This is a genomic window from Arhodomonas sp. AD133 (assembly GCF_051195215.1).
Classification (GTDB): Bacteria; Pseudomonadota; Gammaproteobacteria; order Nitrococcales; family Nitrococcaceae; genus Arhodomonas.
Map to the genome: position 1 here is coordinate 1 of NZ_JBNAZM010000066.1, position 21,560 is coordinate 21,560.

Annotated in this window: 16 protein-coding genes; 12 read left to right on the forward strand and 4 right to left on the reverse strand. The window is 63.5% G+C overall.

The window, feature by feature from the left end; translation table 11 throughout:
* Positions 1 to 123: 123 nt before the first annotated feature.
* Both ACPEES_RS21260 and ACPEES_RS21265 read right to left on the reverse strand, forming a co-directional pair.
* On the reverse strand, positions 124 to 1,131 hold the full coding sequence (locus ACPEES_RS21260) for an NAD-dependent epimerase (RefSeq protein WP_435106087.1): 1,008 nt from the start codon (positions 1,129 to 1,131) through the stop codon (positions 124 to 126).
* A gap of 45 nt (positions 1,132 to 1,176) precedes the next feature.
* Entirely contained in the window at positions 1,177 to 2,460 is a 1,284-nt protein-coding gene (locus tag ACPEES_RS21265) for a nucleotide sugar dehydrogenase (protein WP_435106089.1), read from the reverse strand.
* A 403-nt stretch (positions 2,461 to 2,863) separates the two neighbouring features.
* Here ACPEES_RS21265 and ACPEES_RS21270 point away from each other — a divergent pair, with 403 nt between their 5' ends.
* From ACPEES_RS21270 to ACPEES_RS21320, 11 genes are all read left to right on the forward strand, one after another.
* A complete protein-coding gene (locus ACPEES_RS21270; protein ID WP_435106091.1) occupies positions 2,864 to 4,297 on the forward strand; it encodes a UbiA family prenyltransferase in 1,434 nt (477 codons plus the stop codon).
* A gap of 8 nt (positions 4,298 to 4,305) precedes the next feature.
* Positions 4,306 to 5,628 carry an FAD-binding oxidoreductase gene (locus ACPEES_RS21275; protein ID WP_435106093.1) on the forward strand — a complete coding sequence of 441 codons (1,323 nt, stop codon included), beginning with the start codon at positions 4,306 to 4,308 and terminating at the stop codon, positions 5,626 to 5,628.
* Positions 5,625 to 6,371: an SDR family NAD(P)-dependent oxidoreductase gene (locus tag ACPEES_RS21280; protein ID WP_435106095.1), complete on the forward strand. Its 747-nt coding sequence runs from the start codon at positions 5,625 to 5,627 to the stop codon at positions 6,369 to 6,371. The genes ACPEES_RS21275 and ACPEES_RS21280 overlap by 4 nt, the downstream gene beginning before the upstream one ends.
* A 2-nt stretch (positions 6,372 to 6,373) precedes the next feature.
* Positions 6,374 to 6,808, forward strand: coding sequence for a GtrA family protein (locus ACPEES_RS21285; protein ID WP_435106098.1), 435 nt, complete (start codon positions 6,374 to 6,376; stop codon positions 6,806 to 6,808).
* 86 nt (positions 6,809 to 6,894) lie between these two features.
* Positions 6,895 to 8,394, forward strand: coding sequence for a glycan biosynthesis hexose transferase WsfD (wsfD, locus tag ACPEES_RS21290; RefSeq protein ID WP_435106100.1), 1,500 nt, complete (start codon positions 6,895 to 6,897; stop codon positions 8,392 to 8,394).
* 168 nt (positions 8,395 to 8,562) lie between these two features.
* A complete protein-coding gene (locus ACPEES_RS21295; protein WP_435106102.1) occupies positions 8,563 to 9,717 on the forward strand; it encodes a hypothetical protein in 1,155 nt (384 codons plus the stop codon).
* A gap of 124 nt (positions 9,718 to 9,841) precedes the next feature.
* Entirely contained in the window at positions 9,842 to 11,236 is a 1,395-nt protein-coding gene (locus tag ACPEES_RS21300) for a methyltransferase domain-containing protein (protein WP_435106104.1), read from the forward strand.
* An 18-nt stretch (positions 11,237 to 11,254) separates the two neighbouring features.
* Positions 11,255 to 12,436 carry a hypothetical protein gene (locus ACPEES_RS21305; RefSeq protein ID WP_435106106.1) on the forward strand — a complete coding sequence of 394 codons (1,182 nt, stop codon included), beginning with the start codon at positions 11,255 to 11,257 and terminating at the stop codon, positions 12,434 to 12,436.
* The gene (locus ACPEES_RS21310) at positions 12,433 to 14,385 is read left to right on the forward strand and encodes a glycosyltransferase (RefSeq protein ID WP_435106108.1); all 1,953 of its coding nucleotides are present in this window, start codon (positions 12,433 to 12,435) and stop codon (positions 14,383 to 14,385) included. Before ACPEES_RS21305 ends, ACPEES_RS21310 begins: the two co-directional genes overlap by 4 nt.
* On the forward strand, positions 14,378 to 16,666 hold the full coding sequence (locus tag ACPEES_RS21315; protein ID WP_435106110.1) for a glycosyltransferase family 2 protein: 2,289 nt from the start codon (positions 14,378 to 14,380) through the stop codon (positions 16,664 to 16,666). The genes ACPEES_RS21310 and ACPEES_RS21315 overlap by 8 nt, the downstream gene beginning before the upstream one ends.
* Positions 16,663 to 17,598 (forward strand): glycosyltransferase family 2 protein, encoded by a 936-nt coding sequence (locus ACPEES_RS21320; RefSeq protein ID WP_435106112.1) that lies wholly within the window; start codon positions 16,663 to 16,665, stop codon positions 17,596 to 17,598. The genes ACPEES_RS21315 and ACPEES_RS21320 overlap by 4 nt, the downstream gene beginning before the upstream one ends.
* Before the next feature lie 184 nt (positions 17,599 to 17,782).
* On the opposite strand, the gene ACPEES_RS21325 is transcribed toward ACPEES_RS21320, so the two are convergent.
* The gene (locus ACPEES_RS21325) at positions 17,783 to 18,715 is read right to left on the reverse strand and encodes a hypothetical protein (RefSeq protein WP_435106114.1); all 933 of its coding nucleotides are present in this window, start codon (positions 18,713 to 18,715) and stop codon (positions 17,783 to 17,785) included.
* Between the two features lie 143 nt (positions 18,716 to 18,858).
* Between ACPEES_RS21325 and ACPEES_RS21330 the strand changes: the two genes are divergently transcribed.
* Positions 18,859 to 20,082: a hypothetical protein gene (locus tag ACPEES_RS21330; protein ID WP_435106116.1), complete on the forward strand. Its 1,224-nt coding sequence runs from the start codon at positions 18,859 to 18,861 to the stop codon at positions 20,080 to 20,082.
* On the opposite strand, the gene ACPEES_RS21335 is transcribed toward ACPEES_RS21330, so the two are convergent.
* Positions 20,077 to 21,066, reverse strand: coding sequence for a hypothetical protein (locus ACPEES_RS21335; protein WP_435106118.1), 990 nt, complete (start codon positions 21,064 to 21,066; stop codon positions 20,077 to 20,079). The two genes, ACPEES_RS21330 and ACPEES_RS21335, sit on opposite strands and share 6 nt — an antisense overlap.
* Positions 21,067 to 21,560 lie beyond the last annotated feature (494 nt).

A 21,560-nucleotide genomic window follows, 5' to 3' on the forward strand; every position in this document is an offset into this window, starting at 1 on the left:
ATCAGGCCCAAACTCCGGCCGCCTGATGGCGCTCTCACCATCGCCCGTTCAGGCTCATCTCTGGATTGGAAAGGACTCCCCCCTTCAGCGTCACTCGCGCAAAACGGCGCGTCCACGCGCGCGCTAGACACCATAGTAGTCGCGGTACCAGTCCACGAAGCGCCGCACCCCCTCTTCGACAGAAGTCTCCGGCCTGTAGCCCACGTCCCGGACGAGAAGGCTGGAGTCCGCGTAGGTATCGGGCACGTCGCCGGGCTGCAGCGGCAGCAGGTTGCGCTCCGCCTCGACGCCGAGGCACTGCTCCAGCACCTCGATGTAGCGGGTGAGCTCGACGGGCCGGTTGTTACCTATATTGTAGATCCGGTACGGGACGCTGCTGGTGGCCGGGTCCGGGGCGTTGCTGTCCCAATCGGGGTCGGGCGTGGCGGTGCGGTCACAGACGCGGACGATGCCCTCGACGATGTCATCGATGAAGGTGAAGTCGCGCTGGTGATGGCCGTAGTTGTAAACGTCGATGGGTTCACCGGCGAGCATCGCGCGCGTGAACTTGAACAACGCCATATCCGGCCGCCCCCAGGGGCCATAGACCGTGAAGAACCGCAGCCCCGTGGTCGGCAGTGCGAACAGGTGGCTGTAGCTGTGAGCCATCAGCTCATTGGCCTTCTTGGTCGCCGCATACAACGCCAGTGGATGGTCCACGCTCTCGTGCTCCGAGAACGGCATCTTCGTATGCGACCCGTAGACCGAGCTCGTCGACGCGTACACCAGATGCTCGACCCCATGATGCCGGCATCCTTCGAGCACGTTCCCGAAGCCGACCAGGTTGGAATCCACGTATGCTTCAGGTGCTTCGATCGAGTAGCGCACACCCGCCTGGGCCGCCAGATGGATCACGCGCTCGACACCCTCGTGGCGGAACAGCGCCGCCATGCCCTCACGATCGGCGACATCCAGTCGTACGAAGCGGAAGCGCCCGTGCATCTCCAGGCGCGCGAGCCGGGCTTCCTTGAGAGCAACGTCATAGTAGTGGTTGAGATTGTCGAGGCCGACCACCTCATCGCCACGAGCGAGCAAGCGCTCGGCAACGTGATAGCCGATGAAACCGGCTGCGCCGGTAACGAGAACTTTCATTCTGTTCTCCACGTAACGATGTCACAGTTCGAGCCGCGTGGGGCACTACAGTGCGCCGTCGACGCGGTCCCGCGGAAAAACGCCCTTGATGTCGTATAGGACACCGCCGGGTCGAAGCAACGCCCGAAGCCGCTCCAAGCCCATCTCGCGGAACTCGTCATGGGCAACGGCGAGAATCACGGCATCATAGCGGCCGGGTTCCGGCTCCTCGGCAAGGGTAATGCCGTATTCCGTACGCGCTTCCTCCCGGGCCACCCAGGGATCATGAACGCTGATGCGGGCGTGGTAGTCGGCGAGCTCGGAGATGATGTCCACGACCCGGGTGTTACGCAGGTCGGGGCAGTTCTCCTTGAATGCCAGGCCCAGCACGAGGATCTCCGCATCCACCACCGGGAGCTTGCGCTTTGTCATCAGCTTGACCACCTGCGCGGCGACATAACCGCCCATGGCGTCGTTGGTCCGCCGGCCGGCGAGTATCATCTCCGGATGGTGGCCTACCTGTTGCGCCTTGTAGGTGAGGTAATAGGGGTCCACGCCGATGCAATGGCCACCGACGAGGCCGGGCCGGAATGGCAGGAAGTTCCACTTGGTACCGGCAGCGGCGAGCACTTCCCGGGTGTCGATCCCCAGGCGGTCGAACAGCATCGCCAGCTCGTTGACCAGCGCGATATTCACGTCGCGCTGGGTATTCTCGATGACCTTGGCGGCCTCGGCGACGCGGATGCTGCTCGCCCGGTGCGTGCCCGCGGCGATCACCCTGGCATACAGGGCATCCACGAAGTCGGCCACCTCGGGGGTGGAGCCCGCCGTCACCTTGACGATGTCGGCCACGCGGTGTGCATGATCCCCCGGGTTGATCCGCTCGGGACTGTAGCCCACGAAGAAATCCCGGTTGTAGACCAGCCCCGACATGCGCTCGACGACCGGGACGCACTCCTCTTCCGTGGCACCCGGATACACGGTTGACTCGTAGATCACGACGTCACCGGGCGAGACCACCCGACCGACCGTCTCGCTCGCCGCCCGCAACGGGCCCAAATCCGGCTGCCGCGCAGCGTCAATCGGGGTGGGCACCGTAACGATATACACGTTGCAGTCCCGCAGCCGGTCCACATCATCCGTAAAGGTCAGCTGCGATTCCGCGCCCCGCAGATCCTCCGGGGACACCTCGCGGGTTTCGTCCCAACCGGTCCGAAGCGCCTCTATGCGGGAGGTTTTCACGTCGAACCCAACCACCGGGTAACAACGCGCCATGGCAACCGCAAGCGGCAGGCCAACGTACCCCAGTCCAACGACCGCGATCCTCGGTTGTTCTTTACTTGGCTTCATGCGATGCCCTCATGCCGTCACTGACGTACGATATGCCCGTGTCATGAGCGAGTCCCAATCCCATTGGCCCTGCCCGCGCTGGCGTTACCCTTTGTTACTAACCTTTGCGACAGTATTGCCAGGTCTCAGCGCCACTGCGCGGTGTCTCGGCAAGGCGCGGGAGCGCCGGCGTGGCGAGGCTCACGTCAAGCGAGCGCAACGCCGCCGAGGCGCCGCGCAGTGGCGCCCTGCGGGTGGCCGTGTGCGCCGCTGTGGACTGCGTTGCTCGTCGCTCATGGTGACCTTGCTACACCACACTCCTCGCGCCTTGCCACAGCGGCGCGCACGGCCACTGAGACATGGCAATACTGTCGCAAAGGTTAGTATGATCGAGCTTAGACAACGTGGGAGCAAAGGACGCTTGTTGAGTCATCGAACCCGCCCAGTGGTCATAGACCTGGACGGCACCCTCCTGGACTCGGACTTCCTGGTCGAAAACCTGTTCGCCTACATTCGCCATAATCCGATCCTGCTGTTTCGCGTGATCGGTTGGATGCTGCAGGGCAAGACCACGCTCAAGCGCGAGCTCGCCGCGCGCGCAACGCCCGATGTCGCCCACCTGCCGTACAATGCCGCGGTCATCGATCTCGCCCGGCAGGCCGTCCATGACGGCCGCCCGGTGATCCTGGCGACGGCGACGCACCGACTTCACGCCGAGCGGATCGCCGCTCACCTGGGGCTTTTCGACGAAGTCATCGCGACGGACGACCACCGCAACCTCTCCGGGGCGGCGAAACGCGACGCCCTGGTGGAACGCTTCGGGGAGAACGGGTTCGATTACGTCGCCAACGCCCGTGAGGACATCTGCATTTGGCAGGTCGCCGACGACGCCGTGCTCGTGAATCCGCACCGTGGCGTCGCCGAGAGAGTCGAGTCACTCACACCCGATGCCCGGGTTCTCGACAACCGGTCCAGCTATGCCTTCGTTCTGCTACGCCAGCTACGCCCTCATCAGTGGCTCAAGAACACGCTCATCGCCGTGCCCCTGATCGCCGCGCACGGCCCGTTCACGGTCGGCTCCACGATGACCCTGCTGGCGGCATTCACCGCCTTCTGCCTGTGCGCGTCCAGCGTATACTGCCTCAACGACCTGCTGGACCTGCACGCCGACCGGCAGCATCCCCGGAAACGGTACCGCCCCATTGCGTCGGGTTCGTTGCCCATCGCCCATGCGCTAGCCCTTGCCCCTGCTCTTCTGGTTGCGGCACTGACACTGGCGTTGATCACAACGCCGGCCGCTTTCGTCGTCACACTGCTGGTCTACTACGCACTCACCAGCGCTTACTCATTCTGGCTCAAGCGTGTCGTGCTACTCGACGCCGTTGCCCTGGCACTGCTCTACAGTGTGCGCATACTCGCCGGCGCGGCAGCCGTCGACGTCGCCCTGACCGGCTGGATCCTGGCCTTCTCGCTATTCATTTTCTGGAGCCTCGCTCTGGTCAAGCGTTATACCGAGCTGGTCGAACAGCACAGTAGAGACGCGAATTCGGGACAGACTCCGGGGCGCGGCTATGACGAGGGTGATCTGACCCTCATTCCGGCGCTGGGAGCGGCCGCGGGGTTCATCGCCGTGCTGGTACTGGCGCTTTACATACAAGACTCCCCCACCCGAGCTCTGTATGCACACCCTGAATGGCTCTGGGTCGCCTGCCCGGTATTGCTCTACTGGATCAGCCGAACATGGCTGCTTGCCCATCGCGGCATGATGCACGACGATCCGGTGGTCTTCGCCATCCGGGATCCGGTCAGCCTCGGATCCGGCATTGTCTTCGCCATACTGTTTCTGCTTGCGATGTAGTGGGCACCGTGTCAGAGCTACTCTCATGGGGGCGCTACCCCCGCTTCCCGCAACAGCCGACGACGCCCGCGTGGCGCGAGGGCGTCGATGACTCGTTGGCGGCGCTGAGGCAACGGCACGGTCACACGCTCGCCTTCGGCAATGGGCGCAGCTACGGGGACAGCTGCCTGGCCGCCTCGCACCATGTCGTCCACATGCGCGAGCTCGACCGCTTCATCCACGTCGACTGGGCCAACGGGCGCATCCGCGCCGAAGCCGGGGTGACGATCGGTGAGCTGATCGCGGTCGCCCTGCCCCGTGGCTGGTTTCCCCCCGTGACCCCTGGCACCCAGTTCGCAACACTGGGCGGCGCCGTGGCCAACGATGTACATGGCAAAAACCACCACGTTCGCGGAACACTGGGCCGCCATGTAAGGGCCCTGGGAATACATCGCTCCGAAGACGGTTACCGAGAGCTGCGTCCGACGGATAGCGCGCCCGAACTATTCCAGGCGACCATCGGGGGGCTGGGGCTCACCGGCATCATCGTATGGGTAGAGCTCCAGTTGCAGCGCGTAACGAGCCCGGCCATCAAGGCAAAGACCTACCGCTTCAGAACCCTGGAGGAGTTCCTGACGCTTTCCGAGGAGTACGATCCCGCCCACGAGTATTCCGTCGCATGGGTGGACTGCCTGGCGCCCCGGCGCTCGAGAGGGCGCGGTCTGCTGACCGTGGGCGACCACAGCGCCACAGGCGCCTCCATCATCGGGAGTACGCCACGCTCCCGGATGACCGTGCCGATGGACGCACCGGCATGGTTGCTGAATGCCTGGAGCGTGCGCGCATTCAATGCGCTCACCTACCATCGACCGCGCCGGCTCGCGCGCGCCGTGGACGTTCCCTGGCATTCGTTCTTCTATCCACTCGATCGGCTGCGGGACTGGAACCGGCTTTATGGACGTCGGGGCTTTCAGCAATTTCAATGCGTCGTCCCGACCGAAGCGGCAGCGCACGTCCTCGCCGAAGCCCTAGCACGCATCCATCGAAGCAGTACCGGTTCGATGCTCGCGGTTCTCAAACGCTGCGGCGACCAACCGTCACCCGGGCTGCTGAGCTTCCCCCTCCCCGGCATCTCCCTGGCGCTGGACTTCCCACAGCGAGGTAAAACCACCAACGTCCTGCTGAGCGAGCTGGATGCCATCGTTCACGACGCCGGTGGGCGACTGTATCCCGCAAAGGATGCCCATATGAGCCCACGGGACTTCCGGAAGGCATACCCTGAGTGGTCGCGTGTGGAAAGCCAGCGCGACCCCGCATTGCTGTCCCAATTCTGGAGACGCGTGATTTCATGACAGAGAACGTCATTATCGTGGGCTCGACTTCGGCAGTCGCTCAAGCGGTCAGTCGGAAACTCGCCGAGAGCGGCGCACGGCTGTACCTCATTGCGCGAAACGAGACACACAACACGGTCGTGGCGGACGACCTCGAGGCCCGTGGTGCAGCCAGTGTCTTCACTCATACCGCAGACCTTGCGGACCCGGCCGTTCACGACGACGCGATCAACGCTGCGTTCGGCGCACTGCCACGCGTCGATCAGGTGCTCATCGCTTATGGCGTTCTGCCCGATCAAGCGAACTGCGAAACCGATACTGCCGCCCTGCGCGAACAGTTCCAGGTAAATGCCACCAGCGCCATCAGCCTGCTCACGGAACTCGCCCCCCGCCTGGCGGAACAACCCGGCGACAGCCGGCTCGGGGTCATCACCTCCGTCGCCGGCGATCGGGGCCGTCGCAGCAATTACGCCTACGGCGCCGCGAAGGCCGCCCTCACCGTTTTCGCGAGCGGTCTCGGTGGACGCTATCTAAACGAGGGCGTACACGTGGTGCTCATCAAGCTGGGTTTCGTCCAGTCGCCAATGACGGCGGGCATGCGCCTCCCGCCTCCACTGATGAGCACCCCGGAACAGGTGGCCCCGCAAATCGTCAAGGCACTGGCGAAGGGCACGCCCGAAGCGTACATCCCTGGCCGCTGGCGCGCCGTCATGGCCGTCATCAAATGCCTCCCAGCGCGGGTGCTTCGCCGCATGAAGTTCTAGCCATGCAGAACGCCGATACGCTCCCATCCACTACGTCCATCGCGACCCTGTATGCCCTGTTCGCGCTGATATCCATCGCCGCGAACATCGCCGCGCAGGCGCTCACCACCCGCCTCTACCCAGGACCCTGGGAGATCGCGGTCGCCATCGGATTCGGAACCGCCGTGGGCCTGATCGTGAAGTATGCGCTCGACAAGCGGTACATATTTCGCTTCCAAGCACGTAATGCAGCGCACGACGCGCGAACTTTCCTGCTTTATACGGTTATGGGCCTTGCGACCACGGCCATATTCTGGGGCACGGAGACCGTATTCCACCTGATCTTCCATACAGCCCCCATGCGATACGTGGGCGCCACTATCGGATTGACGATCGGCTATCTCACAAAGTACCGCCTGGACAAGCGTTTCGTGTTCGTATATCGAGCTCACGCTTAGCTTGGCCAGCCGCACGAGGCGCCATGCAACACGCCCGACATGAGTAATCGAAAAGACGCACGACATCTCGCGTTCCGGCTGCTGCAATGGCGCCACGGCTGGCACCCTACAACCCGATCGCGGGCAGTGGTCACGTGAGCAAATGCCAGCGACGATGGTCGCGTGAGTCGATCACGTGGCTCGCCATCTCGCTCATTGTCATTGCAGGCACGGTTCGCGTGCTCGACTTCGTGGGCCACGAGCCGATACTCGCTCTCGCCAACAACTTCGACATGGTGCGGATACAGTCGTGCCATGACTTCTGGCCCGCAGACGAGCAAATCCCGCCGGGCGCAAGAAGCCACACCGCCCCCTTGCACGACTATCGATATGACCCCGCCATCAGCCTCGACAAATGCATCGGAAGCACCGAGCTCATATTCACCCAGCCCATCGAGTGGCTAGCCGCATCAGCAGACTGGACAACGTTCAGCATTCGCTGGATCGGCGCTGCCAAGGGCATCGCGCTGATACTCCTCGCAACCACCCTATGTGCATTGATATCACGGCACAGCAAGATCTCCGGAATAGTAGCTGCTCTGTCTTTCACATTCGTCATCGCAGACCCCGTGAACCTGCTTTACCTGAATGGGTTCTATACGGAGTTCTCCGCCCTGTTTTCCCTCGCCGGCTGCATCGGATTCGGATATCTCGCCGTGGCGAGGCCAAGAGGGTTCACAACCCTGGCCTTTGCCGGCTTCGTCTTCGCTCTGGGGCTGACGAAAGTGCAACATGCGCCTTTGCCGGCACTGTTCGCCGCCTGGTTCGTTTGGGCCGCATGGCGTAGACCGGGGCTGTCATTTCCTCATGTGCTGGCACCAATCGCCGCCGCGGTCCTGGTCGGAGCCATCCAAGTCGTTCACTACCAGACTGACCGCTACAACGGCATTCGTACGGCAAACACGACCAATCTTTATCTCGGGGCAGTGCTGGGCAGCTCGCCCGCCCCTTCGGAAACAGCGCAATTGCTGGGGTTGCCGCCTTCATGCGCGGCTGCGGCAGGCCAGACCTGGTACTCGCCGGGCGTGCAGGCAGGCGAAGTCTGTCCGGAGATCCGCCGGCTAAGCCGCATGCAACTGGCAAAGCTCGTCATAGAGCAGCCATCCGTAATCGTAGCGATGGCCCGCGGTGCGCTGGAACGAACGCGGCCCTGGACTCCCGGCTACGTCGGCCAGGTTGGCGGCGAGCATTTCGGCGATGCATCGGACCACGCGTTCACGCTGGAGGACTTCGTCGTATCGCTCCCCGCGTCGGTATTCGCCTTTCTCATTCTGGCACCGATCGCCTGTACGATCGGCCTGATTGGCCGGAACCTCGTCGGCTCGGGACCGGCAGGCAGTGGCAGTGACGTCTTCGTACTGGCGGCGCTTGTCACTCCCGCGATCATCGCCATTGCCGTGCTGGGCGACGGGTACGCCGGCCTGGGCAAGCATGCGCATCTTTCGTTCACGACGCTGGGAATCACATGGCTCATCGCATGCACGGTTCTACTGCGCGGGGCAGGGCGTCGAACGGTGGCGCGATCAGGACCCACGCCTCACGCATGACATTCGCGTCATGCCATACACTTTGCTCACCGTACGAGCCCCCAATGTCACCCGAAACCGTGGCGCGCCAACACCCGCGCGCTTACCAACGAGCCATCATGGCATACTGTCGCCTGCCCCGGGGGCATCAGCAGCCACTCGCAACCCAGCACTCGACAAGCGCACGACATGACCCGATTCGTCATCCACATCGGCATGCACAAGACCGGTACCACGTCGATCCAGGCCGGATTGCACGGTGCCCGCGATGCGCTCGCCGAGCGTGGAGTGCTTTACCCGGATCTCGGCCCCAATCACTCGCACCCGCTGGTGTCGATGTTCTGCGACGCGCCGCTGGACTACTACGTCAATTTCTATTCGGGAATCGACACACCGGGGAAGGTCGCGGCGTTCAACCACCGCCACCGCGAATCACTCGATGCACAGCTAGCCGCGCGTAAGTGGCAAACGGTATTGCTCTCCGGGGAAGAGTTGGGGACGGGCCTGAACGAAAGCGAGCTACGCGCGTTCAAGCGTTACTGCGACCGGTACGCCAGCTCTTACCGCATCGTCTGCTACTTACGCGATCCGGTCGGCTTCGCTACCAGTGCCACCCAGCAACAAGTTCAGGCGGGCCTGACGCTCGAAGAGCTCTACCGCACACCACCACGCGTTCGCTACCGCCAGATTCTGGAGAAGTACATCAGGGTTTTCGGGCGCGCGCGTATCCACCTACGCACCTATCAGTCGAACCGCCGGCGTGAGCCGGACCTGTTCAAAGATTTCGCCGAAGCCTGTGAAGCGAGTTATCTAGCTGAGTGCGTGGAGCCTACGCCCCGGCAGAACAAAGCGCTTCCAGCAACAGCCATTCACGCCCTCAGCCTTTACAATCACCGGGTGCCGCCGCATTTCATTGACCACGCGGGTACCACCATCAATCCTGCCCGCCCGCCGATCGACAAGGTCATTCGGACGCTGCGCGGATTGGGTTTCGACAACTCCACGCCGTTCTCGCTGCCCCCCGCCGTTCGCCGGCTCGCGATACTCGGGCAACTGGAAGATATCGGCTGGCTGACCACGCAGATCCCCTACGCGCGCCACGGTCCTCTGGACCGATTCCGCTACCACCTTTGGCGCTGGTTCCTTCCCGCCGAGGAACAACCGTTCGGCCAGGCAACAGACCGTGACGATCTAAAGAAGATATCGCAACTCGTCCGGTTTACGACCGACGCCCCGCCGGCACGTTGCCGACCGTCCATCTCCGCTGTGGCAACCACACCCGCATACACGCCCGCGGCCGCCGCGCTCGCCAATGCCTTGCATGACCGGCTGAGCGCTGCGTGACGGCAAGGCAAGCGACACATGCCCGCAGGCTACGAGTGAACCGGCCAGCTATCGTGGAAGGCCCGCCAATGGCACGTCTCCTGATACCATTCGGCACCATCACGCTGTGCACGAGGAATCTTCGATGGACCGTATCCTGACCCTGGGCGAGCTCCACGGGCATGAGCTGGACAACCTTCAGGAATCGGGCGTCGAAGCGATCTGCGCACTCCCTGCCCCGGAAGCCCGCGCGTCCACTGAAGTGAATGTGCGCTGGCTGGACGCGGCCACGCCGACGAGCGCCGGCACCAACGGAATCCATAGGCCGGAGTTCCGCCCCGCGTTTACCAAGCTGCTGCTGGATGCACGCCCACAGCTCGTGCACGTAAACCGCCCCGAGGGCTGGGCATTCGACCTGATTCGCACGGCCGCCCTGCTGGGTCACCCGGTGACGGTCGACCTGCATGCCTTTGACGAAAGCGTCCTCGACCAGGAAACCGGAACACTCGTCGCGGACGCGCTTTCCTACGCGAACGCGCTTATCAGAGCGCCACACCCGGTGGTCGAAACCGTCGCGCGCCTGACGGGACGCCCCGCCGCGGCGACATGGAATACCCCAAGCGCCGATATGCACTCGCTGTTCCAACGGTTCGCCAGGTCGCCGCAGCGGGAAGGCGCCACCTATGCGGACTACGAATTCGGCTTGCGCGACCAGGGCCTGATAGAGGCGATGCAGCGACCGCACCTACGCTACTTCAACGACTGTCATCGGGTGCTGGACGTCGCCAGTGGCCCGGGCGTCTTTCTCGGGCTGCTTGCCGCCTCCGGCATTCCGGGGGAAGGCGTGGAACGCAACGCGGCCGCGGTGCGCTACGCACGAGGCCTGGGCTACATCGTGCACGAAGCCGACGCGGTCACGTATCTCGAGCAGTGCCGAGAGGAATATGACGGCCTCTACTGTTCCCACTTCATCGAGCATCTGCCGGTAGCGGACGCCGAGCGCCTGGTATACGGCGCGTACCAAGCCCTGAGAGACGGCGGGACTGCGGTATTCGTCTTCCCCGACCCGGAATCCATACGCAGCCAGCTTCTTGGATTCTGGCGTGACCCTGAGCACGTCCGCTTCTACCATCCCGAGCTCGTCGCTCTGATGGCTCGCGGCGCCGGCTTTCAGGTCCTCGAAGGTGGCGAAGGACGAGGAGTAGCAGCATTCCCGGAGGAGTGCCCATTACCCAAGGAATCACCGGCACGGGTTTCACGACCGCGAACTCAGCCAAGCGACGTGACGCCGGAAGACGACAGCTACCGATCCGTATGGCGGAACATTCTGCGACGGCTCGGCATACTCCCCGGCCGCGACGCAGTGGCCCATCAGCAGGCACTCGCACGGCGCCTGTCGGCGCTGGAATCGGAGGTGGAGGCGCTCCGGGAACGCGAGCGGGGCGCACGCCAGGCCATCCATGCGCTATGGTCCATCAACCGAACCTGGGCGTGGGACGACAACGCCTGCCTGGTTCTACACAAGAGCACCAGAGACTAGGCGCACTAGCGAACGATCGTGAACCGAGAACGACCCGGAATCCTCCATATCCTGCATGCCGGCGGCGGTGGCCTCGATGCCCATGTCTGCGAGCTGGCACACGCCACCTCGGCAACGTTCGATCACTGGCTGCTACGCATCGACACCAAGGAATGGCGTCTTTCCGCTCCCGCTGACCCAACCGCAGTTGGCACTCCCATCCGGGTCAGGTGGGGGCACCCGTTCGACCGCCTCTGCCGCGCCCTCGGCGTCGCCGGTTGCCACGTCCACCACGCCCTCGGCTGGCGGCGTCGCTGGCTGCGCGCGCTCGCATCGCTGCGAGCGCCCTTCGGTATCAGCGTTCACGACTTCTCGTGGATATGCCCACGGCTGCATCTCGTCACGCCGGACACCGGTTACTGTGCCGGGCCGACCGACTCCACGGTCTGCGCTCAATGCCTGCGCCGGGAACCGAGACTCGATCGCGCTCCGCGAAGGTGGCGGCGCAACCATGCCGCGATACTGCAACGCGCCCGTTTCGTGGCCTGCCCCACCGCGTACGTCCGTGACACGCTCGCCCCGCACATTCACGATGCCGCGTTGGACGTCGTTCCCCATGAGTACCGCCCGCCTTTCCGGCGTGCTTCACCGCCACCGCCGGACGGAGAAATCACCGTCGCGCTCATCGGCGCAATGGGCCCGGAGAAAGGTGGGCTGCGAGTGGAACAGCTCGCACAGCGTACCCAAGCAGCGGGCCTGCCAATCCGCTGGATTGTCATCGGCAACACGATCCATCATGGCGGCCCTCGAGCGGTGCTGGATGGCGCGCTGTTCGTCCACGGCGGCTACCGCCGTGAAGAGCTGCCGGACCTGTTAGCCGATTATGGCGCCCATCTGGTAGCCTTCCCCGCCGAAGGGCCGGAGACATGGTCACTCACCCTGGACGAGGCCTGGGCCTGCGGACGTCCCGCCCTCGTCCCGAATCTCGGCGCCCTCGGAGAGCGTGTGGGGAAGACGGGCGCCGGATGGCGCATCAGCGACTGGCAAACCGACGAGGCTTGGCTGGCATGGCTGCAATGGTTGCTCACCACTGAGGGCCGTGACTCATGGATCGCGGCCGCGGAGCGCGCCTGCCACGCACATGATGGCACTCCGACGGTTCCCCCGGTGACCCGCCTCTATGAGCGCTTTTATCCGAATACGCACAGGCAAACCCGATGACCCCAGCCCCCAATCAACCCTGGTCGCCGACAGTCGACATCATCGTGCCCGTCTACCGCGGTCACGATGAAACGCGGCGGTGCATCGAAGGCGTGCTTGCCAGCGACTCGCGTACGTCTTGGCGACTGATCGTGGTCGACGATGCATGCCCCGAGCCTGCCCTGGCGAAGTGGCTCGACGAGCTTGCGACCTCCGGTGATATCGAGCTCATCCGCAACGAGCGCAATCAGGGCTTCGTCCGCTCCGTTAACCGCGCCATGAGCTGCCACCCGGACCGGGACGTCGTGTTGCTCAACAGTGACACGGAGGTTCACGGCGACTGGCTGGACCGATTGCGGGCATGTGCCTGGGCCGACAGCGAAACGGGAACCGTCACGCCACTGACGAACAACGGTACGCTGGCGAGCTACCCCCGGTTCATGGCGGATAACCCCTTGCCCGAAGGCTGGAACACCGCCTCGCTGGACGCACTCTGCGCCAACGTCAACGCCGGTGAGAGCGTGACGGCGCCCACCGCCGTCGGCTTCTGCATGTACATTCGCCGCGACTGCCTCGCCGAGACCGGTTACTTCGATGCCCGCCACTTCGGCCGTGGCTACGGTGAGGAGAATGATTTCTCCCGTCGAGCCACCAAGCTCGGCTGGGTCCATCGTCTGTGCGGCTCCGTGTTCGTTGCTCACCGCGGCGGGGTCTCCTTCGGTGACGAGGCTCAACAGTGGCGCGCACGTGGCAGTAAGGCACTCCAGACACTCCACCCGGACTATGACGACGTAATCCGCGCCCACATCGAGGCGGATCCCCAGCGGGTATTGCGCCGCCGGCTGGACATGGCACGGCTTCGTCGATCCTCGCGTCCGCGCGTACTGAATCTCACCCATGACCAAGGCGGCGGCGTGGCTCGGCACCTGGAGGACATGGCCACGTTGCTGAGCGACGAGCTCGAGCTGCTGGAGCTCGCTCCCGATGGTGAATCTCGCGTCCGCCTGCGCTGGCTCCGCCGGGGAGAGGACGAGTTCGCACTGTGGTTCCGCCTCCCCTACGAGCACGACGAGCTCGTAAGCACTTTGCGCGGCCTCGATATCGCACGCGCGCACGTCCACCACGTCATGAATCTCCCGCGCCGTACGCTGGACCTCGCGGAGATCCTGGACGTGCCGCTGGACTTCACCTGCCACGATCACTATCCGATCTGCCCGCAGGCCAACCTGGCGGACGAACTCGGGGAGTACTGCGGCGAGCCGGACGAGGAAGGCTGCGCCCGGTGTCTGGCGCTGCGCCCAGGGCCGTGGGGCCTCGACATTCGCGCTTGGCGGGAACAGTTTCACCAATGGCTGCGGCGTGCCGACCGCGTTTTCGTCCCTTCGAGGGACATCAAGCGCCGTCTCGCCGGTTACCTACCGGACATCGAGCTCACACTGCTACCCCACCCGGAACCCGCCCGCGATCTCTCGCGGCCGGTTCACGTGGCGCCCGCCACGCCGCCACGCGGCGATGGCGAAGAAGTGAGAGCGCTGGTGCTAGGCGTCATGAATCCTGCCAAGGGCGCCTATCTGCTGGGCCGATGCGCCTGGGATGCACGCCACAGGAAACTACCACTCGCGTTCCATGTCATCGGCTGGTTCGAGACGCCGTTGGCGGGGATGGATCAGTTGCCGATTAGCGTCACCGGTGCCTATGAGCGCGACGCGCTGCCAGCGCTCATTGATCAAGCACAAGCGGACGTCATACTCCTGCCCAGCCGGGCGCCGGAGAGTTGGTCCTATACCCTCAGCGAAGCCCTCGCCACCGGCTTGCCACTGGTGGCCCCCAACCGTGGCGCTTTCCCGGAGCGACTGGAGGGCGTGGAACGAGCGGTAATCGTGGATCCCGACAGCTCGCCTACTCAGTGGAACGATGCCCTGATCGCGGCGACCCGCGGCACGCAAACGAATAGGTCGACCTGTGGCTGAGCAAATCGACTCCGACGCCGGCTTCGTCAAGCGATGGCGAACCACTTACCTGGATACGAGCTTTAGGCGCCCCGGACGGGACGTATCTATCGATATCCCGGCCCATCGCTGCTATGCGCGGCCCTCGCAGCCCCCTTTGTCACTGCTGGACCGCGACGAGCTACTGGCGCTGATCACCGAGGGAACCGGCCGGCAGGCGCGGGAATGGGATCCGGAGACCTTCCGCGACCGGCTGCGCAAGGCCGCGGATACTGGCAAAACGCATCGCTTGCGGCGCGAAAACGAGCAACTGCGCCGTGCCTACGAGACCGTCACTGCCGGTCAGCGCGAAGCCCAGAATGCGCTCAAGCTAGTCATGGGTTCACGAACCTTCCGGGCCGGCCGGTACGTGACGCTGCCGCTGCGCCTCGCCCGCGCTGCTGCCCCACGTGCCCGCCAGATGCTGCGCCACCCACGCGCCTGGCGCTGGTACCTGGGGCAGGCTCGCCGCAGAGTCACCGAACAAGGGCTTCGCGCCGCCCTCACTCAACTACTGCAGGCACCGGCGAGCGCAACGGACCACACTGACTATGCTGCCTGGTTCGAGCGCTACGGCCACCCGGATGACGAAACACGGGCCAGCATTGCCGAGCGGATCTCGGCGATGGTGGAGCCGCCACTGATCTCGGTGCTCATGCCCACCTACAACACCGATCCGGGCCTGCTACGTCGGACCGTGGCCAGCGTTCAGGCACAGCTCTACCCCCATTGGGAGCTCTGCATCGCCGACGACGCCTCCACCGAGACGGCGACTCGCGCAACGTTGCAAGCGCTGGCAGCGGAAGACGACCGCATCCGGGTCACCTTCCGGGAGCGCAACGGCCACATTTCGGCGGCATCGAATTCCGCACTAGCCATGGCCCGGGGTGAGTATCTCGCGCTGCTCGATCACGATGACCTACTCACCGAAGACGCCCTCTACCATGTCGCCGAAACGGCGCTCGCCCACCGGGACGCTGTGCTCATCTACTCCGACGAGGACAAGATCGGCGACGGCGGCCGGCTATACGATCCCTACTTCAAGCCGGACTGGAACCCGGACCTGCTTCGCAGCCAGAACTACGTCAATCACCTGACCACCTACCAGACGGCGGCGGTGCGGGCGGTCGGCGGCTTCCGGGAAGGCTTCGAAGGCAGTCAGGACTACGACCTGCTGCTGCGGGTTACGGATAACGCGCCGCCTGGTGCCGTGCGGCACATTCCCCGTGTGCTCTATCACTGGCGGGCGATCGCAGGCAGTGAAGCCCTGGAGGCCGGCGTCAAGAACTACACCCGGGACGCTGCACAAAAAGCGCTCACCGAACACCTCGAGCGCCGCGGCGAAACCGCAGCGGTAATGCCGGCGCCGGAATGTCCCGGCATGTGGCGGATCCGCTATGCGCTGCCGGAACGACCGCCGCGGGCAAGCATCATCATGCCGACCCGCAATGGGCTGGAGTTGCTGACCCGCAGCCTGGAGACACTCATCCACCGCACCGACTATCCGGACTACGAGATCCTGGTGGTCGACAACGGCAGCGACGACCCGGCTGTACTGGGCTACCTGGAAGGCCTGGAGGCTGCGGGCCGGATACGCGTACTGCGCGACGAACGCCCATTCAACTTCTCCGCGCTCAATAACACCGCTGCCGCTCATGCGACTGGCGCCGTACTCGTTCTGCTCAACAACGACGTGGAAGTCACCGATGGCGGATGGCTGCGGGAGCTGGTCAGCCATGCCATCCGCCCGGAGATCGGGTGTGTCGGAGCGCGCCTGTGGTACCCGGACGATACCCTGCAACACGGCGGCTGCGTGCTCGGCATTGGCGGTGTGGCCGGCCATCTGTTCAAGGACGCGCCTCGCGGCGCCGTTCGCGGCTTCGGCCGCAACGCCCTGATACAGAACTACTCCGCCGTCACCGCCGCCTGCCTGGCCGTGCGAAAGCGAGTCTTCGAAGACGCCGGAGGGCTCGACGAGTCCCGCCTGGCCATCGCGTTCAACGACATCGACTTCTGCCTGAAAGTCCGCGACCTCGGCTACCGCAACCTCTGGACCCCGTACGCCGAGCTCTACCACCACGAATCGGCCAGCCGAGGCTACGAAGATACCCCGGAAAAGCAGCAACGCTTCGCCGGAGAGATCAACGCGATGCTCGAGCGCTGGGGCGACCTGCTCAAAGCCGATCCAGCCTACAACCCGAACCTCACGCTGGACGGGCTACAGCTGTCCCTGGCATGGCCGCCACGTAACGCTCCTCGATGACCGACGGCCTGCACACCAAGACCGAGCGCGTGATCGCGGTGGTGGTAACCTACCGCCCCGCCCTGTCACGCTTTTCCGCACTGCTGGAGCGTCTGCGTCCCCAGGTCGCAGAGATCATTATCGTCGACAATGGCTCGGACTGTGACCTGTCGCCTTTCGAGAACGATCAAGTTGCTGTCGTGCGGCTGGGCGAGAACACAGGACTCGGAGCGGCACAGAACCATGGTGCCGGTCTGGCCATCAGACACGATGCGGACGCCATTCTGCTGATGGATCAGGACAGTATGCCCGCCACCGACATGGTGGAACGCCTGGTCCACGCATGGCGGACACTGTCGGCTGCGGACGAACGGTTAGCGGCCGTGGGTCCAAACTACGCAGACCCCAACATCGACCACGGCTCGCCGTTTCATCGCGTCGAGGGATTCAGAACGGTGAGGCCACGGTGCTCCGGCGACCACCACCACCACCGCCAGTGCCTGATTCCAGTCGACCACCTCACCGCCTCCGGGTGCCTGATCCCGATCGACGCTTGGCAACATAATGGCGGCATGGACGAAACCCTGTTCATCGATTACGTGGACGTGGAATGGGGCCTGCGTGCCCGGGCCAACGGGTGGAAATGCTACGGCGTCTGTGACGCAAGGATGGAACATACCCTGGGTGGACGACCGGTGCGGGTCTTCGGCCGCCGGATCGTCACCCATCCTCCGTTCCGGAATTACTACTTCTTCCGAAACGGCCTGCGGCTTATACGTACGGCGGGCTATCCTTGTCCCTGGAAGGTCGCGGAATCGACTCGGCTCGTCCTACGATTCGCCTTCTACGCTGTATTGGGCCGCCCACGGTCAACACACCTGAGGCAAATGCTTCGCGGCCTCCGCGATGGATGGGCAGGCCGAACCGGTCGAAACGAAACAACAACGCCGTGAACGCTCGCGTTCGTCTATCACGACCCTGATGTTACCGATTCCGGTTCCCTGATCCCGGCCGATGCGTAGCGGCGCGTCGGGCCCACGGACGAATCGCTGCTTATCGACTACGTCGATGGCGAATGGGGCCTTCACACGCGCCCAAGCCCGCTTGAAGGCTCCAGACTCCGGCGGGAAGGTTTATTCAGCTAGCGACAATGTTGGTGCCGGGGAGCGGCTTCACCTCGCCCTCCACCCAGACCTCGACCACATCGCCCTCCTGGGGAGCCTGGCCCGCCGGCCAGTGGAAGCTGAATCCGCAGGCCCCCGTATCGTGGAAACCGGCGTCCCGTACGTCAGGTCTCGCACCGTTGGCGGTGCACTCACCCACGTACCGACCGCTCACATAGAGACGAACCTTCGCCTGACGTCCCGGTCGCTGCGTGTAGAAAGCCCAGCCGGAACAAACGTTGCGATCGACAATATCCACGTATCCGCGCGCTGCAGTGATCCGGGAACTGTGCAGATAGCGTTCATCAGTGCCAATGGCAGCGACTGCCGAGTCCCATTTCTCCTCGGCCCCAAGCCCGAGGAAGGCATCGACCCCACGCACGAAATCATGGGGATGGATCATCGCCTTCTCGTAGGAACAGACCAATGTCGGCAGCCCGCTTTTCTTGATGAACTGCGTCAGTCGGGCTAACTCCTTCGTTGCGCGCTCAATGCCCTGGATGCAATCCATGAGCATCGAGATTCGATTGCGGTTGGCGATGGCAAAGGGATCCCGATAGACCGCAATGACGTGCGGATTGCGGAGACGGGGCTGCCATACCGCCGCATGCTGGACCGCGGCCGGACGCTTCCAGCCCCAGACCCGGAACTGCTTGTCACGCTCAGCGGCGATCACATTCACCGCCTTGGAATCCCCAGCCTCAACGGCCTCGCTGAGCCTGACATCCTCCAAGACGGGCCCGAGATTCTCCCCCATGTAGACACCCAGGGCCTGCAGGACGCTCGCCACCATGGTGGTACCGCCGCGGGCTACCCCGATCACCACCGCTGTCTTCTCCTCCGGCGACGTCGCCGGCTGGTTGATAGTCAGGAAACCGCGATTGACCAGCGAATCGATATCATTCATCAAACAGTCCGGACGCAACCCCAAGAACAGCGGACTATGGTACCGTTCGACCCCCAGCGAATACAGGGCCCGTGATGCGCGACTCCGGGCTCTAGCAACACCCGACACACCTGCCAACCACCGAGCTCGCGAGTCGAGATGGGATGACCAGAACCGTATTCCTCCACATCGGTTGCGCCAAGACAGGCTCCTCCGCACTGCAGAACTGGCTGCGCGAGAATGCTCGCCCCCTAAGGCGCGCCGGCCTGGCGTATCCGCTAGGCGAGAAGGCGCGACCACTCTGGTCACGCTTACGCAAGGTGCGCCCCGAATACGAAATCACCTCCGGCAACGGTGTACGCTTGCGGAATGCGATCGCCGCGGGTCGCATCGACGAGGTCCTGCACCGCGACCTGAAACGGAATCGGGGTGACTTGCTGTACTCATCGGAAACGTTCCAGTCGCTCGACCTGGAACAACTGGACGCGCTGCGTCACTTCACCGATACGAATCGCTTACAGGCTGTGATCATCGTCTTTCTCCGGGACCTCTACGATGTGCTGTATTCGTCCTATCTGCAAGTCGTGAAGCGGCACGGGTTTGCGGGAAGTTTCCGGGACTTCGCTTTCAACGTAGAGATGCCACAGCAGTTCCGGGTTCTGCGGACGTACGAACAACGATTCGACGATATCCGGGTCCTGCACTACGACTCCGCGAACTCCCAGGGAGTTGACCGCGTATTCCTCCAGGCCTTGGGCATCGACCCGGAGAAAATACCGGCGATGGCGGAACGGACAGTTAACCGGTCCCTGAGTATCGAGGAGGCGGAACTCCTGCGCAGAACCAATGCGATTACGAAGGAATACTTTCCCGGAGAGAGCCTAGAATTCAGCGTTGGCGTTTCCGACACGCTGATCCACGAGAACCCGGAGCGGCAAACCGAGATCCTCTACGACACCGCAATCATTGAGCACCTGGAAAACCGATTCAGAGAAGAGATTCAGCGGATCAACGTCCGTCACTTCGGCGACCAGCGTCTCCAGGTCTTCGTCCCCGAAGGGAAGCTCCTTGCCGAAAATGTGCCGCCGCTAGACCCTGCCTTTGACTCCATTCTTAAGCATTTGATCCACAAGGCCGGCGAACATGCTCGGCAGACGCCGACAGGGCCAGGAGTCGCGGGGCCGACGAGCAATCGGCCGGGGGAAGACCAAGTGGTGAATCACCTCCGTGACGAGGCAGTCCGAAGGGAGAGCGAGTCACCACAGGAGGCATTCCTGCTCATGTCCGCGGCACGGATACTACGGCCCAATGGTCAGTTCATACAGAAGAAGGCATCGGAGTACGCGCGGCGCTTCAATGTGGTGGATACCGGCAAAAAAGGGTCATGACATCAGTCGCGATATCGCACGACACCACTGCAGGCGCAGCCCGGAAAGTCGGATCGTCCCACGCGTCTCGGCTGCGTCCAACAGGCTGGCCGAGAGTACATCGCCCGGCCCCGCACCGAGCAGCGGTAATGAATATCGAAAGCGGTGCATACCGTCTCCGGCCCCGCCGCCTGCATCGATCTGCAGGCGTGTGATGGCGCGCGGATCCCCGTTGACCTCCAGGGAGACGATACCTGCATCCAGCGCAGTCCCCTCCAGGAATCCATGTACGTTCAACCGCCGATCAACGGACATACGGAATACCCCACTTCGCCTCGGAACAGTCCGCCACCCAAGTGCACGGAGCCGCTTTTCAAAGCGTTCCGCCACCGAATAGAGCAGGGCCACGTCCTGCCCGTTCATGGCAAACGCTTTCCGGATCAAACCGATGGGCAGTCGCTGTCGGACCCGTGTTCGCTTCTTGGAAGTGTGATTCATGGAGAGCGACGCAATATCAAGGCCCATACTCCGCCTGACGAGCTCCAGATATTCGGAATAGTGGCTGTTCAGCCCAAGTTGCGCGCGTTCCGGGTCGATTCCGCCAAGAAGCCTCGACTGACGATTCCGCATCGGTCCGTGGTGCAGGAAACTCTCCAGATCGGAGAAGCGACCCGGCGTTGACAATGCCATGTGCTGATACTCGGACACCGCCCGCTCCACCGGGTTCCGAACCAACGACAACGCATGCTCCGGAGGGGCTAAATGCGCATACCTCTGGTACGGGACATGACCGGCGATGATATGAACCCGCTCAGGATCCAACGTGCGCAGCAGCGCTTCCCCCTCTTCCGGAGTGGTTGCGGCAATCAGCCGCTCATTGCGTTTCGGATGATTCGGATAGGCCATGAGCAGATTGGCCCTGGGAACCTTCGCCAGTCCTTGACGGAAACTGGTACCCGCAGTTTTCGGAATGTGGACAAAGAAGAACGGTCTGACTTGTTCCATGCGTAACTGTGCCCGCTGCCGGGTGTGGGTTGTTCTTGTACTGGCCGCGCCAACTGCGCTCATCCTAGCGCATGCGTTCCCGCCAATGACATATCAGCCCTATCCCGAACGAGCTGAGATGGCGCGCCGCCGGGAAAGCCTTGCTCAGCGCCTTTCAGAAACCCAACACGCCATTACCGCTGGCGAACTTTTGCCCCGTTGCCAGCCCGCGCTCGCGTAGGTCCGTGAGCAGCTCGCAGCAACGAGCCTCGGACTCGTGGTGGGCCGTCCTCGACGGCGACCCCTAAGTGTCAACCTGCTTGCCGACAGTGACCTGCGAGAAACGTGTATAACGTAGGGCACTGTAGAGGAGCAGCGAATCGTGGACGAGAACAACGAAATACAAGCCGAACCGAGCCTGGAGCGGCGCACCCGGCGGTAAGCGCCGTTAAATCGACGCTCTTGCCTCAGTCGTATTGGGCGACTTTTTTCGAAGCGGGTAACCCGGCATTCCA